The organism is Rhizobium brockwellii (assembly GCF_000769405.2).
GTDB classification, from domain to species: Bacteria; Pseudomonadota; Alphaproteobacteria; order Rhizobiales; family Rhizobiaceae; genus Rhizobium; species Rhizobium brockwellii.
Genome location: NZ_CP053439.1, coordinates 2,301,528 through 2,316,601, shown reverse-complemented (window position 1 = coordinate 2,316,601; position 15,074 = coordinate 2,301,528). Strand labels below are relative to the sequence as shown.

General features: G+C 61.0%; 14 protein-coding genes. 7 read left to right on the top strand and 7 right to left on the bottom strand.

The genetic code is table 11. The features are described from left to right. Positions 1 to 107 precede the first annotated feature (107 nt). The 5 genes from RLCC275e_RS11565 to RLCC275e_RS11545 all read right to left on the bottom strand — a co-directional run bounded on the left by RLCC275e_RS11565 (position 108) and on the right by RLCC275e_RS11545 (position 7,415). Positions 108 to 2,495 (bottom strand): aldehyde dehydrogenase family protein, encoded by a 2,388-nt coding sequence (locus RLCC275e_RS11565; protein ID WP_033182296.1) that lies wholly within the window; start codon positions 2,493 to 2,495, stop codon positions 108 to 110. A 5-nt stretch (positions 2,496 to 2,500) separates the two neighbouring features. Next, positions 2,501 to 3,529 (bottom strand): deoxyribose-phosphate aldolase, encoded by a 1,029-nt coding sequence (gene deoC, locus RLCC275e_RS11560; RefSeq protein ID WP_033182297.1) that lies wholly within the window; start codon positions 3,527 to 3,529, stop codon positions 2,501 to 2,503. Positions 3,530 to 3,705: 176 nt separating this feature from the next. Further along, complete coding sequence (locus tag RLCC275e_RS11555; RefSeq protein WP_033182298.1) at positions 3,706 to 4,428, bottom strand: DeoR family transcriptional regulator; 723 nt, start codon at positions 4,426 to 4,428, stop codon at positions 3,706 to 3,708. Positions 4,429 to 4,826: 398 nt separating this feature from the next. Further along, complete coding sequence (locus RLCC275e_RS11550) at positions 4,827 to 5,585, bottom strand: alpha/beta fold hydrolase (RefSeq protein WP_017994309.1); 759 nt, start codon at positions 5,583 to 5,585, stop codon at positions 4,827 to 4,829. A 54-nt stretch (positions 5,586 to 5,639) separates the two neighbouring features. Continuing rightward, positions 5,640 to 7,415, bottom strand: a complete 1,776-nt coding sequence (locus RLCC275e_RS11545) for a cytochrome c biogenesis protein DipZ (protein ID WP_130684387.1) — start codon at positions 7,413 to 7,415, stop codon at positions 5,640 to 5,642. Between the two features lie 340 nt (positions 7,416 to 7,755). Here RLCC275e_RS11545 and RLCC275e_RS11540 point away from each other — a divergent pair, with 340 nt between their 5' ends. The 6 genes from RLCC275e_RS11540 to maiA all read left to right on the top strand — a co-directional run bounded on the left by RLCC275e_RS11540 (position 7,756) and on the right by maiA (position 12,470). Further along, positions 7,756 to 8,805, top strand: a complete 1,050-nt coding sequence (locus RLCC275e_RS11540; protein ID WP_033182299.1) for an alpha/beta fold hydrolase — start codon at positions 7,756 to 7,758, stop codon at positions 8,803 to 8,805. A gap of 126 nt (positions 8,806 to 8,931) precedes the next feature. Then, complete coding sequence (locus RLCC275e_RS11535; protein WP_033182300.1) at positions 8,932 to 9,672, top strand: response regulator; 741 nt, start codon at positions 8,932 to 8,934, stop codon at positions 9,670 to 9,672. Then, positions 9,669 to 10,991: a sensor histidine kinase gene (locus tag RLCC275e_RS11530; protein WP_033182301.1), complete on the top strand. Its 1,323-nt coding sequence runs from the start codon at positions 9,669 to 9,671 to the stop codon at positions 10,989 to 10,991. Before RLCC275e_RS11535 ends, RLCC275e_RS11530 begins: the two co-directional genes overlap by 4 nt. Before the next feature lie 191 nt (positions 10,992 to 11,182). Then, positions 11,183 to 11,599: an organic hydroperoxide resistance protein gene (locus RLCC275e_RS11525; protein WP_033182302.1), complete on the top strand. Its 417-nt coding sequence runs from the start codon at positions 11,183 to 11,185 to the stop codon at positions 11,597 to 11,599. A 66-nt stretch (positions 11,600 to 11,665) separates the two neighbouring features. Further along, positions 11,666 to 11,815 (top strand): hypothetical protein, encoded by a 150-nt coding sequence (locus RLCC275e_RS11520; RefSeq protein WP_165404961.1) that lies wholly within the window; start codon positions 11,666 to 11,668, stop codon positions 11,813 to 11,815. Between the two features lie 19 nt (positions 11,816 to 11,834). Then, on the top strand, positions 11,835 to 12,470 hold the full coding sequence (gene maiA / locus RLCC275e_RS11515; protein WP_033182303.1) for a maleylacetoacetate isomerase: 636 nt from the start codon (positions 11,835 to 11,837) through the stop codon (positions 12,468 to 12,470). A 101-nt stretch (positions 12,471 to 12,571) separates the two neighbouring features. On the opposite strand, the gene RLCC275e_RS11510 is transcribed toward maiA, so the two are convergent. Together RLCC275e_RS11510 and RLCC275e_RS11505 are read right to left on the bottom strand one after the other, a co-directional pair. Next, positions 12,572 to 13,561 carry an aldo/keto reductase gene (locus tag RLCC275e_RS11510; RefSeq protein WP_033182304.1) on the bottom strand — a complete coding sequence of 330 codons (990 nt, stop codon included), beginning with the start codon at positions 13,559 to 13,561 and terminating at the stop codon, positions 12,572 to 12,574. 14 nt (positions 13,562 to 13,575) lie between these two features. After that, positions 13,576 to 13,971, bottom strand: coding sequence for a (R)-mandelonitrile lyase (locus tag RLCC275e_RS11505; RefSeq protein WP_033182305.1), 396 nt, complete (start codon positions 13,969 to 13,971; stop codon positions 13,576 to 13,578). Between the two features lie 134 nt (positions 13,972 to 14,105). Here RLCC275e_RS11505 and RLCC275e_RS11500 point away from each other — a divergent pair, with 134 nt between their 5' ends. Continuing rightward, on the top strand, positions 14,106 to 14,999 hold the full coding sequence (locus RLCC275e_RS11500; RefSeq protein ID WP_033182306.1) for a LysR family transcriptional regulator: 894 nt from the start codon (positions 14,106 to 14,108) through the stop codon (positions 14,997 to 14,999). The last annotated feature ends 75 nt before the right edge of the window (positions 15,000 to 15,074 follow it).

Sequence of the window (15,074 nt, the reverse complement as noted above, 5' to 3'; positions counted from 1 at the left end):
GCCCAATAACCGCAGCTCCGTTACCCGCTCTGCGATTCCCTCAAATTCCGTTGTTCTCGCCTGCCGGTGCGGTTCTCCTCCCGCCCGGATGATCAGGGTTGGAGCCCTTATTCTCCGTAGGGGATCCAGATATTCTTCACATCCACAGCGCGGCGAAGGTATAGCGCGCCTTCGGCAGCGGCTCTGTCCATCCAGTCCGTCGCCTTGCCATTGTCCACGAAGGTTCGCTTGAGATTGCCCGAAGACAGCTTCTCCACCATCGTCGAAAGTTCCGCCGAGCCGAAGGCCCACAAGGCATCAACGTCACTGTGCGCGGCAAGGATCTTTGCCAGTTCGATCGCCGACCCGGTGACGATATTGACGACACCGGCAGGCAGATCCGACGTTTCCAGGACGGAATAGAAATCCGTGGCCGCAAGCGGGAAGGGCTCACTCGGCACCGCGACGACACGATTGCCGGTGGCAATCAACGGCGCAACCAGACTGATAAAGCCGAGCAGTGGCGCTTCCGGCGGGCAAATGACGCCAACGACGCCGATGGCTTCCGGCATGGCCAAGGCAACGCCGCGAAGCGGCGGCTGGTGAATGCCGCCTTCATATTTGTCCGCCCAGGCTGCGTAGGTGAAGAGACGGGAAATCGCGGCGTCGACCTCGGCATTTGCATTGGCTGCAGAAGCTCCGGTCATGGCTGTTATCCGCGAGGCGAACTCGTCGGCGCGGCCACTGAGGTTTTCAGCGATGTAATAGAGAATCTGGGCGCGGTTATGAGTGGTCGCATTCGACCAGGCGGAGGCGGCCTGTGCGGCAACCACCGCATTGCGGATGTCCTTGCGGTTGCCTTCGCCGACCTCCCCGATAGCCTTGCCCTTTGGTGAGGCGATGACACGGGAATAATTGCCGTCCGGGCGCGCCTGCTTGCCGCCGATGAAGAGCTTTGCCGTCCGGTCGATGACTGGCAGGGCAAAATCGCCGGCAACCGGCTTTGCTTGCGAAAGTGCGGGCATTGATGCGCGCGCCTTGCGACCGACCCAAGCCTTCGGCTTCAGATATTCGTAGCAACCTTCCCGTCCGCCTTCGCGGCCGAATCCGGATTCGCGCTTGCCGCCAAAACCGACGGCGGCATCGAAAAGATTGGTGGCATTCACCCAGACCACGCCGGCTGCGAGCTTTGCCGCAACGTTCAGCGCCAAGCCGATCGTCTCGCTCCAGACGCTGGCGGCGAGGCCGTAGCGGGTGTGATTGGCAAGCTGGATAGCCTCTTCCGGTGTGCGGAAAGTCATGGAGACCGCAACCGGCCCGAAGATTTCCTCGGTCGCGACGATCGATGTCGGCTGCACGCCGCTGAGAAGCGTCGGCGGGTAGAAGCTGCCGCCCTTCGGCAGGTCGATCTTGGCCTGATGCAGCGTCGCGCCTTCTGAAACTCCCTTTTTCACCAGCGCTTCGATCCGCGTCAATTGCACGGGCGCTATGATCGCACCCATATCGATGCACTTGTCCAAAGGCTGACCGACCCGCAATGTCTCCATCCGGCGCTTCAGCCGCTCATGGAAAAGATCGGCAATGCCTTCCTGGACCAGAAGCCGCGAACCGGCGCAGCAGACCTGTCCCTGGTTGAACCAGATCGCGTCGACCACGCCTTCCACGGCGCCGTCGATATCGGCGTCGTCAAAAACGACGAAAGGTGACTTGCCGCCGAGTTCCAGCGTCAAGGATTTGCCGCTACCCGCGGTACGCTCGCGAATAACGCGCCCGACTTCGGTCGATCCGGTAAAGGCAATCTTGTCGATATCCGCATGCCCGACGAGCAGCGCGCCTGTTTCGCCTTCTCCCGTCACGATATTGAGTGCGCCCGGCGGAAGGCCTGCCGCGGATGCCAGTTCGGCAAAGAGAAGCGCCGTCAGCGAGGTGAATTCGGCAGGCTTCAGGATGACGGAGTTGCCGAGTGCCAGAGCCGGCGCCACTTTCCAGGCCAGCATCAGGAACGGGAAATTCCACGGGATGATCTGGCCGACGACACCGACCGGCACGTGATCGGCAAATTCCGTGTCCTGGATTTGCGCCCATCCGGCGTGATGATAGAAATGACGGGCTGCCAGGGGCACGTCGAGATCGCGGGTTTCGCGGATGGGCTTGCCGTTGTCGATTGCCTCGACCACAGCAATCAGACGCGCATGGCGCTGGATCATCCGGGCAAGCGCATAAAGATGGCGCGCCCGCGCGTGGCCCGGCAGTCGCGCCCATGATGCCTGTGCCTTGCGGGCCGCAGCAACCGCATTGTCCACATCCGCCGCGCCGCCGTTTGCGAGCTTCGCCAGGACCTTGCCGGTAGCTGGCTCGAACGTGTCGAAGGCCTTGCCCGACGCGGAGGGTACGAACGCGCCATTGATGAAGTGACCGAAACCGGAAGCGTGGCGCGCCAGCCACTCGCGAGCTTCGATATCGGATTCAGGGGCGGGGCCGTAGGACATTTCGTCGAAATACTTTGCAACAGTCATCTGGATCATCCAATCGGGTGTCTGTTGAGGGCCGAATAGGCACCGGTCACGTGATGCTCCAGCTGCCGCTCGATATCCGCAAGCAAGCTTGATGCACCGATGCGGAAGAGATCGGACTCCAGCCACTCGCGCCCCAGTTCGTCCTTCATCAGGAACTGGTAGTTCAACACGTCCTTCGCCGCGGAAATGCCTCCGGCCGGCTTGTAGCCGATCTTGATACCGGTGCGCTCCTGATAGGCGCGGATCGCCCGCAGCATGGTCAATGTCACGGCCAGCGTCGCATTGACGCCTTCCTTGCCGGTCGAGGTCTTGATAAAATCGGCTCCCGCCATCATGCAGACCAGCGAGGCCTTGGCGACATTGCGGAGCGTCTTCAGGTCGCCGGTCGCCAGAATGGCCTTGACATGCGCATCACCGCAGGCGGCGCGATATTCTTTCATTTCCTCGTAGAGTGCCGTCCAGTTGCCGGTCAGCACATGCTCGCGGGTGATGACGATGTCGATTTCCTTCGCGCCATCGGCAACTGACGCCTCGATTTCCTTGACCTTGAGGTGGTGCGGGCTGAGGCCGGCAGGGAAACCGGTCGAAACCGCGGCGACCGGAATGCCGGAATCTCCGAGTGCCTCGACGGCCGTTGCAACAAAACGATGGTAGACGCAGATGGCGCCGGTGGTGATCGAACGGCCGCTCATGCCGAGAGAATCCAGAATGTCGGCGCGTATCGGATTCATCGCCTTCGCGCACAACCGCTTGACGCGTTCGGGGGTATCGTCGCCGTTCAACGTCGTCAGGTCGATGCAGGTCACCGCCTTCAGGAGCCAAGCCGCCTGTGCGTCCTTTTTGACTGTGCGGCGTCCAGGAAGCGAGGCTACGCGGCGCTCGGTCGCAGACAGGTTGACGCGGGTGTCAAGCACCCACGACAGGTCGAGTTCCATACCGGTATTGCGCGGCCGGTTGTGGGTGCCGCCCGGCAATCGCGAAGGGCCTCCATGATGCGTCGCGTTTGCCGCATTGTGAACAGCAACGGTTTCCAACTAGAATCCTCCCGATCCGAGCGTGAAGATCCTGTTGCCATCAGTGCAGATGCACGCGGAGGAAGCTTCACGACTGGCTCAAATGTGATTTTTTTTTCACTGTTTGTGAAGTTTGCATCACCGCGCCGCTGCGTCAAGTTCAGATTTCGACAGACGCAGAAAAAATGCGGGATCTCTCAATCGAAATCGTTCATGCCGTTTTCGGTGATGACTACATCGAACGACTTCATGTCGCTGAAAAAGGCTGGCTTGAGCTTGCCGATTTTGCTGCTGTCGGCGAGAAGAATATTCTTTCGCGCCCGGGACATCGCCTTTTTCTTGATCTCCGCTTCGTGAAAATGCGCGCAGGTTGCGCCCCGCCGGGCATCGACACCAGCTGCAGATAGAAATGCCACGTTAATCACAAGCTGATCGAGCATTTCCAGCCCCGTGGCACCAAAAAAGCTCGCCGATGCTGGGTGGTAAAGACCACCGAGCATAACAAGGCGAACGTTGGGTTTTCGCGTCAGACGATCGGCGACATTCATGGCGTAACAGATCGCCGTTATGTGAATTTGGTCTGGGAGGAGATCGACCAGATAGGGTAACGTGGTGCCGCAATCGAAAAACACCGTATCATCATGGTGAATGTAATCAACAGCTTGTGTGCAAACTTGGCGTTTTGCAGCTGCATGACTGTCGGCTGCCTTGGAAATTTCATAAGGATCGTTTTCCGCTTCGATAGCCGGAACGATATGGCCGCCGAGGAACGCGAATTGGTCTGCATTGGCACTGACATCACGCCGAACCGTCATCTCTGAGACGCCCAGGATCTCGGCAGCATTCTTGATGTGCAGAATGCGATGTTGTGAAAGGGCCTCGGATAAGACTGCGATGCGCCGGCCCCTGCGACTATCCATATCGCATGTCTCCCTTATCGTTTAGACTGGAATAGTGTTCTGATGAAAATTTAACAAGGGACTGCCATTCCCATCTCGTTTGCTCCTCGATCCACGATTCGGCATCTGCGCCGAGATACAGCTTCTGCACCAGCCGGTTGCGAGAGCATGGGATATCGTCGCAATTTTATATAGAGAAACTCCGCAATTTGAAATGGGAATTTGTGACTTATCTTCCATTTTTTGATGGAATAGTCACACGAACGCATAAATGGTGCCCGACTTCGGCTGCGGGAGGCGGGGACGACGAGATCGACATTTCGGCCGGGAGGGACGACTTCGTCACGCCTCTGGTCGGGTGGCCCTCCGACCAGAGGCTTCATCCTCGCGACTGCTGAGGACATTCCTGGCTGCGCGCGCTACTCGCCGGCTTTCCTTGCTGCCGTTTCGATCGCATCGGCAACCTTTTCCGGTTGGGATGCGAAGACGGCGTGGCTTGCCTTTATTTCAGTCACGTCGCTTCCGGCACGTTTTGCCATGTCGCGTTCAAGCTCGGGGTTGATGGAGCGATCCTCGGTGGCGACGATCGACCAGCTTTTCTTCGTCCGCCATGCCGGCTGAGTGATCTTGGCGGAGAATGCCTGCTTTGCGGCGAAGACCTGTGACTTTGCCATGAAATCGGCTTCGGCTTGCGGAAGGTCGGCTGCGAAATCCGCGGCGAAGGCGCCCGGATCGAGATAGAGATATTTGCCGTCCTTCGTTTCCTTTATATCCATGCTGCCGGCGGGCTTCGAGCTGGCGAGGCTGAGCAGGCTTTCGCCCTTGTCGGGCTGGAATGCCGCGACATAGACCAGGCCCGCGACCGCGGGATCGTTGCCGGCTTCGGTGATGACCATGCCGCCATAGCTGTGGCCGACGAGCAGCACCGGTCCGTCCTGAAGGTCGAGAACGCGCTTGGTCGCCGCCACATCGTCGTCGAGCGAGGTAATGGGCTGCTGGACGATGGTGACGTTGAAGCCGCGCTTCTCGAGAATGTCCGTCGCCTTGCGCCATCCCGAGCCATCGGCCAGCGCGCCGTGGACGATCACGATGTTCTTGACCGCGGCAGCCTCTGCTGCGAACGCGATGGCGGTGGTGGCAAATGCAAGCGCTGCAGTGAAAAGAAGACGTTTGTTCATGACTATCACTCCTTTGGTCATTGTTGATGATCGGGATATTGACGCGTTTCAGGTTCAGCCGAATGTGAAGGCGTAGGCCTGCAGCCCGGGATCGAGGAAGCGGATCTCGAAGTTGCGGGCGGCGACCGTGCCGGATTGGCGGACAAGTTGATAAAGCCTCGTCGCGGTCACCGTGCCATTGCCATCGGCATCGATGTCTGAGCCGTGGTCGGGCCCTGGCGCCTTGCCGTCGATCTTCACCTGGAAGCGGATCGGCTTGTCGCCGGCACCAGGCCCAAGAACGAGATGCAAGTCGCGGGCGCTGAAGCGATAGGTGATGCCACCGCCCGGCTGATCAAGCGTCGCCTGATCCCGGCCGACGATCCAGGTTCCGGACAGGCCCCAGCCATTGAGGCCGGGTTCGGCGATCGAATAGTTTTTCGCCGTATCGGCCTGCAGCCCTTCGGGAGAGGCGAAGTTCGCCGCCTGTTCGTAGCCGAGATAGGTTTCGCCCGAGCCGATATTGCCGAGATCAGGACCTGCTTCCACACCCTTGGCATCCGGCACGACCGGCGCACTCGCCGTCGTTTGGCTGCCGGCCTCGCGCAGCAGGTCCTGAATGGCTTTTTCAGTCCTGCTATAATTGCCTTCACCGAAATGGTGGTAGCGGATCTGGCCTTTGGCATCGATCAGATAAGCGGCAGGCCAGTAGCTGTTTTCGAAGGCGCGCCAGATGCTGTAGTCATTGTCGATCGCAACGGGATATCCGATCTGGAAGTCGCCGATCGCTCTCTTGACGTTGTCGATCTTCTTCTCGAAGGCAAATTCTGGGGCGTGGACGCCGATGACGACCAGACCCTGGTCCGCATATTTTTCGGCCCAAGCCCTGACATAGGGGATGGTGCGAATGCAGTTGATACAGGAATAGGTCCAGAAGTCGACGAGGACGACTTTGCCCCGCAACTGCTCTGTGGTGAGAGGCTCAGAGTTCAGCCATTCTACCGCGCCGTCGAGCGAAGGGGCGCGGCCTTCGACGGGCAAGTCGCTGCGGAAGGGTTTCTTCGCATCAGCTGCGGCGATCATCACCTTGTTGCTCGCTAGCTCGGAAGATGCGCCGCTGAGCGGCTTTGCATGCAGCCTGTCGAGCACGGCCTGTTCCAGCGATGCGGTGCTGGCATAGGAGAGCCGGGCGAGCAGGCTGGTGTCGAGGCCGAGCGCGATGACGGCGACACCCGCCAGCACGGCAGCGCCGAGCACCTGGCGAATCCGGTCGCCAAACCCGAGGGAGCGCTTCATGGCGGCGAAGAGCTTGCCGCCGACAAGCAGGGCGACGGCAAGCGAACTTGCAGCACCGGCGGCATAGGCGATCAGCAGGAAGGTCGTTTGCAGATTGGCGCCCTGCAATGCAGCTCCGGTCAGCACAAGGCCGAGGATTGGACCGGCGCAGGGCGCCCAGAGCAGTCCGGTGGCGACGCCGAGAAGAAGCGCGCTCTTCACTGTCGTGGTACCGCGCCCGCCGCCGGTGGCGTTGATAAGATTGTTGCCAAGGTCGACGACCGGCCGGGCAAGCGTGCTTGCGAAACGCGGCGAAAGTAGGCTTGCGCCGAAGAGCGCAAGCAGGACGATGGCGGCAAGTCGGCCATATTCATTGGCGCGAATGGCCCAGCTGCCACCGACTGCGGCAAGTGTGGCGACCAGCGCGAAGGTGGCGGCCATGCCCGCCAGCATCGGCAGCGTGCTCCTGACGAAGGGCTGTCCGGCACGCGCGAAGACGAAGGGGAGGATGGGGAGAATGCACGGACTGAGGATCGTCAGCGCGCCTCCGAGATAGGCAATGATCAGAAGTGTCATCATCGTTTCCTTTGAAACCGATTGATCGGGCTCTGGGCGGCGATGGGGCCTGAACCAGCAACGGCGGGGATATGGCCGGTGGGAAGTATCCCCGATGTGTCCGGCTTTGCGGGAAAATGTACCGAAGTGTCGGGGTAGGGCGGCGGCGATACAAAGCGATACAAACTGCCGCGGTGGCGAGGAAACGGCTGCGGCCAATGCGACCACAGCGCGATTGTATCGGAATGTATCCAGGCGGCCGGAAGCTACATCCGCATTCAAAAAACGGTTGCTTACGACATATCGGGGATACAAGTAGAGCGCCTTTTCGCGACCGTGATCCATTCGACAGGAGAGACCGATGTCAGAGCAAATCAACCATCACCGCCGCCGTTTCTTCGGCATGACGGCAATCGCCCTTGCGGCCGTCGAATTCGGCGTGGCCGGCACGGCCGCCGCCCAGTCGTCTGCGACTGCCGCATCGGTGCCAGCTATAAAGCCCGGAACCAACACGTCCTTCGAAGCGCTGAAGCAGGTCAAGGCAGGCGTGCTCGACATCGGTTATGCCGAGGCGGGAAAGGCGGATGCCCCTGTTGTATTGCTGCTGCATGGCTGGCCCTATGACATCTATAGTTTCGTCGATGTCGCGCCGCTGCTTGCCGCGGCAGGCTACAGGGTGATCGTGCCTTATCTTCGCGGTTACGGGACGACCCGCTTCCTGGACGACCAGACGCCGCGCAACGGCCAGCCGTCAGCGCTCGCCGCCGATATGATCGCGCTGCTCGATGCGCTGGATATCGAGAAAGCTGTCATTGCCGGCTACGACTGGGGCGGGCGGACCGCCAACATCATGGCGGCGCTCTGGCCCGAGCGCTGCAAGGCGATGGTATCTGTAAGCGGCTACCTGATCGGCAGCCAGGAGGCCAACAAGAAGCCGCTTCCGCCGAAAGCCGAACTTGCCTGGTGGTACCAGTTCTATTTCGCCACTGAACGCGGTCGTCAGGGATACGAGAGCAACACGCATGATTTCGCAAAGCTCATCTGGCAGACGGCATCGCCGAAGTGGAACTTCGACGATGCGACATTCGACAGATCGGCCGCTGCCTTCGACAATCCCGACCACGTCGCGATCGTCATTCACAATTATCGCTGGCGCTTGGGGCTTGTCGAAGGCGAGGCCAAGTACGATGCCTACGAGACGACTCTCGCCGCAACGCCTGTCATTTCGGTGCCGACCATCACCATGGAGGGCGATGCAAACGGTGCGCCGCATCCGCAGCCTTCCGCTTATGCCGGTAAATTCTCCGGAAAATACGAGCATCGCACGATCGGCGGCGGCATCGGCCACAACTTGCCTCAGGAAGCGCCGCAGGCTTTCGCGCAGGCGGTCATAGACGTCGATCGTTTCTAGGTCGACGATGCCGGTTGCAGCGCCTCGTTGCTCCGGCCAGCGGAATATGCGTAGGTCGCGTCTGTCGCTTCGGTCAGGAACGAAGCGACCGGCGCGGCCGCTTCTATCGATGGGGAATAGGGAAATATGGATCATGTCGATCACATCCTGATCGTCGATGACGATCGCGAAATCCGCGAGCTGGTATCGGGCTACCTGCAGAAGAACGGCCTGCGTACGAGCGTTGCCGCCGACGGGCGGCAGATGCGCAGTTTTGTCGACGCCAATGCCGTCGACCTGATCGTGCTCGACGTGATGATGCCCGGTGACGACGGGCTGGTGCTGTGCCGCGAACTGCGCGCCGGCCGGCACAAGGCGATCCCGATCCTGATGCTGACGGCCCGCACCGACGAGATGGACAGGATCCTCGGTCTGGAGATGGGCGCCGACGACTATCTTCCCAAGCCCTTTGCTGCGCGTGAGCTTCTCGCCCGCATCAAGGCGGTTCTGCGGCGGACGCGGATGTTGCCGCCCAACCTGCAGATCAGCGAGGCCGGACAGTTGCTGACTTTCGGTGACTGGCGGCTCGATACGGTCGCCCGGCATCTTCTCGACAAGGAAGGGACCGCGATTGCGCTCAGCGGCGCCGAATACCGTCTGCTTCGCGTCTTCATCGATCACCCACAGCGGGTGCTCAATCGTGACCAGCTTCTGAGCCTGACGCAGGGCCGTGACGCCGAACTCTTCGATCGCTCGATCGATCTCCTGGTCAGCCGGTTGCGTCAGCGGCTGGGCGACGATGCGCGCGAACCGACCTATATCAAGACGGTGCGCAGCGAAGGCTATGTGTTTTCGGTTCCGGTCGAGATATCGGAGCCACGCCAATGAAGGCGGCAGTCCGCTTGCGTTCGGGCCTGACGTGGCCGAGCACGTTGCGGTCGCGGATCTTCCTGATCCTGCTGATCGGATTGGCCTTGGCCTACGGGCTGTCCTTCAGTGTGCTCTATATGGAGCGGTACATGTCGGCCAAGGCGGTGATGCTCGGCACGCTGGAAAATGACGTGGCAACATCGATTGCGGTTCTCGATCGGCTTCCGCCAGGTGAGCGCGGCGATCTGCTCGACCGGCTGAGCCGCGGCAACTATCGTTTCGTGCTCGGGCCCGGCCTTCCCGGCGTGCCTGACACGTCAAGCAAAGGGGCGGAAATCTCAGGAAAGATCGAGGAGGCCATCGGGCACCGCTTTCCGATCCGGATCGAACGAATTCCTGGCGATGTGAACCGGCTGCAGGCGCATCTGACGCTCAGCGACGGAAGCCCGTTAACTATCGACGTCACGCCGAAGGGCGTCATGCCGATTGCCGCATGGCTGCCCTACGTCTTCGTCGTCCAGATGGTGCTGCTCATCCTCTGCACCTGGTTCGCGGTTCGCCAGGCGATCCAGCCGCTCGGCGAGCTTGCTGCCGCCGCCGATGCACTTGACCCGAACAAGGACGGTCCGGCGATGAGTGAGGCGGGGCCAAGCGAGGTCGCGCATGCGGCAAGAGCGTTCAACGCGATGCGGGAGAGGATCGCCCACTACCTCGAAGAGCGCGTCCAGATACTGGCGGCCATCTCGCATGACCTGCAGACGCCGATCACCCGCATGCGGCTGCGCGCCGACATGGCGGAGGATTCGCCTGACAAAGACAAGCTGGTGCACGATCTTGGCGAGATCCAGCGCCTCGTTCAGGACGGCATTGCCTATGCACGCAGTGCGCATGGCAATGGCGAGAAGAGCGCCCGCATCGATCTCGCCTCGTTCATCGACAGCATAGCCTACGACTACCAGGATACTGGAAAGGCCGTCACCGTCGTCGGCCTGGTTCAGGGCGCTGCCTTCACCAAGCCGCATGCTCTTCGCCGTATCCTGTCGAACTTCATCGACAATGCGCTGAAGTTTGCCGGTGCTGCCGAGATCAGCGTCGAGCGCAGCGCCGAGAACGATATCGTCATATCAGTCATGGATCGCGGGCCGGGAATTCCGGACGATATGCTGGAAGCCGCCATGCAGCCTTTCTTCCGGCTGGAGCAATCCCGCAACCGGGAGACCGGCGGCACCGGTCTCGGTCTTGCGATCGCCCAGCAGCTGACGGCCAAGATTGGCGGGTCGCTCCGGCTCTACAATCGCGCCGGTGGCGGACTGGCCGCGGAAGTCACCATCCGCTGACATTCGGGCGCGCCGCAAAACTTCGAGATGTTTGTGTGTAAGGATGTCCTCGATAGCGGATGCTACGTTTTGTGACATTTCGGGCGTTTTCGGAAACATGGCGGATATATCCGTCGGTCAAACCACACTCCGTCAACCCGGCCGCGCACCGCGGCCAGTCGCCTGGAGCGACGCAACACAAGGAGTGTTCCATGACAAAGATCGACAAGGTTCTCTATACCGGCAAGACCCACACGACAGGCGGGCGCGACGGCGCGTCGCACAGCGACGACGGCCAGCTTGATATCAAGCTTTCGCCTCCGGGCAGCAACCGCGCCGGCACCAATCCCGAACAGCTTTTCGCCGCCGGCTGGTCTGCCTGCTTCATCGGCGCGATCGGCATTGCTGCCGGCAAGCTGAAGGTCAAGCTTCCTGCAGATGCCGCCGTCAACGCCGAGGTCGATCTCGGGGCAACCGACGGCGACTATTTCCTGCAGGCTCGCCTCAAGGTCAGCCTGCCGGGCGTCGAAGCGGATCTGGCAAGGGCGCTTGTGGATGAAGCGCACCGGACCTGCCCCTATTCGAAAGCAACCCGCGGCAATATCAATGTCGAATTGAGCATTGCCTGACAGATGGGATCGATCGCCAAACGGAAACTTGACGAGGCCAGTCGGGCCTCGTCAATGGAGGAACCAATGAGACTGATGATGATCTGCATTCTGGGCGCGACGATTTTCGCAGCGCCCTGCATCTACGATGTAAGCTCACAGGAGCCGTCGCCGCTTGCCGGTCTCGTGACGGCGGTATCCTCAGGGAAGAAGCCGCCGCTCCAGCTGCTCTTTTAGATTACCAGGGAGAAAGACAGTGAAACTCTATCAGAACGAAATTTCCTCGGCGACATCTCGAGTCCGCATCGCACTCGCCCTGAAAGGGCTGTCGGCCGAAGCGCTGCCGGTCACCATCCTCGGCGAAGATTCCGAGAGCCGGCAGGCCGGATATCGCAGTATCAATCCGCAGGGGCTCGTGCCCGCCTTGCTGACGGATAGCGGCGTCCTCATCACACAGTCGCTGGCGATCGTCGAATATCTCGATGAGATGAAGCCTGAACCGCCGCTATTGCCTGACACCGCGGAGGGCAGGGCGCAGGCGCGGTCGATTGCGCTTGCGATCGCAGCCGAGATCCACGCGCTGCTGCCGCCGCGGATCGGTCTGCATCTCGGCAAGGTCTTCCAGGCGGATGCCGATGCTATTACTGCCTGGAATCGTCATTGGGTCGGTGAAGGAATGGCCGCGGTCGAGGCGATGATCGCCGGCCACAGGCAAGGGGCTTTCGCTGTTGCGGATCAGCCTGGTATTGCCGATATCTTTCTCTTCCCGCAGGCGGTCAGCGCCCGGCGCCTCGGCTTCGATCTCGCCGGCTGGCCTAATATCGCGGAGATTGTCGCCAGACTGGAGGCGATACCGGCTTTCCAGGAGAACGCACCGGCGCCGAGACGATGATCCAATTTATGAGGAATCGTCCGCAAGTGACTGCGGCCGATTCTCTTCTGGTGTTCTAGCCTTGGCGACAAGACGTCGCCTTCAACGGCCGTCGGCTGCTTTTAGCGGTTGACCCTTGCCTGCAGATGCGCGGGATAACGATCGCCTTCCACCTTGATCGTGGCGAGCGCGCTTTCGATGCTGGCAAGATCCTCAGCCGTCAGTTCGACTTCAGCGGCCTGGATATTCTCCTCGAGGCGGTGCAGCTTGGTTGTGCCGGGGATCGGCACGATCCAGGGCTTCTGCGCCAGCAGCCATGCGAGAGCCACTTGGGCGGAGGTTGCCTTTTTGCGGGCGGCGATTTCTCCGAGACGATCGACGAGCGCCTGGTTGGCCTTTCGCGCCTCCTGAGAAAAGCGCGGCACGACGTTGCGGAAATCCTTGCTGTCGAAGGTGGTCGTTTCGCTGATTGCGCCAGTCAGAAAGCCCTTACCGAGCGGGCTGAACGGAACGAAACCGATGCCGAGTTCTTCCAGCGTCGGCAGGATTTCCTGCTCGGGTTCGCGCCACCACAGCGAATATTCGCTCTGCAACGCCGCCACCGGCTGGACGGCATGGGCGCGGCGGATCGTCTGGGCGCCGGCTTCCGAGAGGCCGAAATGTCTAACCTTGCCTTCCGCGATCAGCGCCTTGACCGTGCCGGCGACATCCTCGATCGGAACATCAGGATCGACGCGATGCTGGTAGAAGAGATCGATGACATCGGTCTTCAAACGCTTCAGCGCCTGGTCGGCCACCGCTCGGATCTGTTCCGGCCGGCTGTTCATGCCGCTCTGGCCGCCATCGGCATCGAAGTTGAAACCGAATTTCGTGGCGATCACCACCTTTTCGCGAAAGGGCGCCAAGGCCTCACCCAGAAGCTCTTCGTTCTTATAGGGGCCATAGGCCTCGGCCGTGTCGAAGAATGTCACGCCGCGTTCGAACGCCTGCCGGATCAGTGCGGTTGCTTCCTGAATATCTGTCGCCGGGCCATAACCGTAACTCAGCCCCATGCAGCCGAGACCGATGGCTGAGACTTGAAGTCCGCTCTTTCCAAGTTCACGCTTCTGCATAGAAATTTCCTTTTCTAACCTTGGTATTGCGTGTCGGTGACATGCTCCATCCAGTCGACGACCTTGCCGTCGAGTTGTTCCTGGATGGCGATATGGCTCATCGCCGTCGTCGGCGATGAGCCGTGCCAATGGCGTTCACCCGGTGCGAAGCAGACGACGTCGCCGGCGCGGATCTCTTCGACGGGGCCGCCCTCGCGCTGCACGCGACCGCAGCCCGACGTGACGATCAGCGTCTGGCCGAGCGGATGGGTGTGCCAGGCGGTTCGGGCTCCGGGCTCGAAGGTGACGCTGGCGCCGGCCGTGCGTGCCGGGCTGGTGACGGCAAACAGCGGGTCGACACGCACGCTGCCGGTAAACCAATCGGCCGGTCCCTTGGCCGAGGGCTGCGAACCGCTTCGCTTGATATCCATCTTTGTCTTCCTTTTGATGTCGGGCTTTCGATGTCGGGGTGGACTTGTCCACTCGAGTAGCAAGGTATTTAGCGCGTGCGCCTGGTGGCGATTAGATGGTATAAACGGCAAGAACCCATGAGAAAGTTTCATCAATGCCGCGCCCCGCCGTCAACGACCTCATCGCCTTCCTCGCCGTCGCACGCGCTCAAAGCTTTACCAAGGCGGCGGGTAAGCTGGGGGTGTCGCAATCGGCGCTCAGCCACACCATCCGCGGGCTCGAGGAGCGGCTTGGACTGCGATTGCTGACACGCACGACCCGCAGCGTCGCGCCGACGGAGGCCGGCGAACGCCTGCTCGTCTCCATCGGACCGCGGCTCGACGAGATCGAGAGCGAGCTGGCTGCCTTGAGCGCGTTCCGGGAGAAGCCGGCAGGGACCATCCGCATCAATGCCGGCGAGCATGCGGCCGATACCGTCCTCTGGCCCGCCTTGGAAAAGCTCCTGCCCGATTATCCCGATATCAATGTCGAGATCATCGTCGACTACGGTCTGACCGACATCGTCGCGGAGCGTTACGATGCGGGGGTGCGGCTTGGAGAACAGGTGGCGAAAGATATGATTGCGGTGCGCATCGGCCCCGATATGCGCATGGCCGTGGTCGGCGCTCCCGCCTATTTCGACACCGGGCCGAAGCCGCTGACGCCGCAGGACCTCACCGATCACAATTGCATCAATCTGCGCCTTCCGACCTATGGCAGCGTTTATGCGTGGGAGTTCGAGAAGAACGGGCGCGAGCTCAAGGTTCGGGTCGAAGGACAGTTGGTCTTCAACAATATAGCCCTGCGGCTGAACGCGGTGCTGGCCGGTCTTGGGCTCGCCTATGTGCCGGAGGACCTGGTCGAGGCGAATCTTGCCGACGGGCGGCTAGTGCGTGTCCTCGAGGATTGGTGCCCGCCGTTTCCCGGCTACCATCTTTACTATCCAAGTCGTCGGCATACGTCGCCGGCATTCGCGGTCGTCGTCGATGCGCTTCGCTATCGAGGATAGACGCCCACCGTTTCGAGCCGCCCGGACAGGCATATATCCTAGCCACGAGTGATCGGCTCTTGCCGGAAGCGAAAT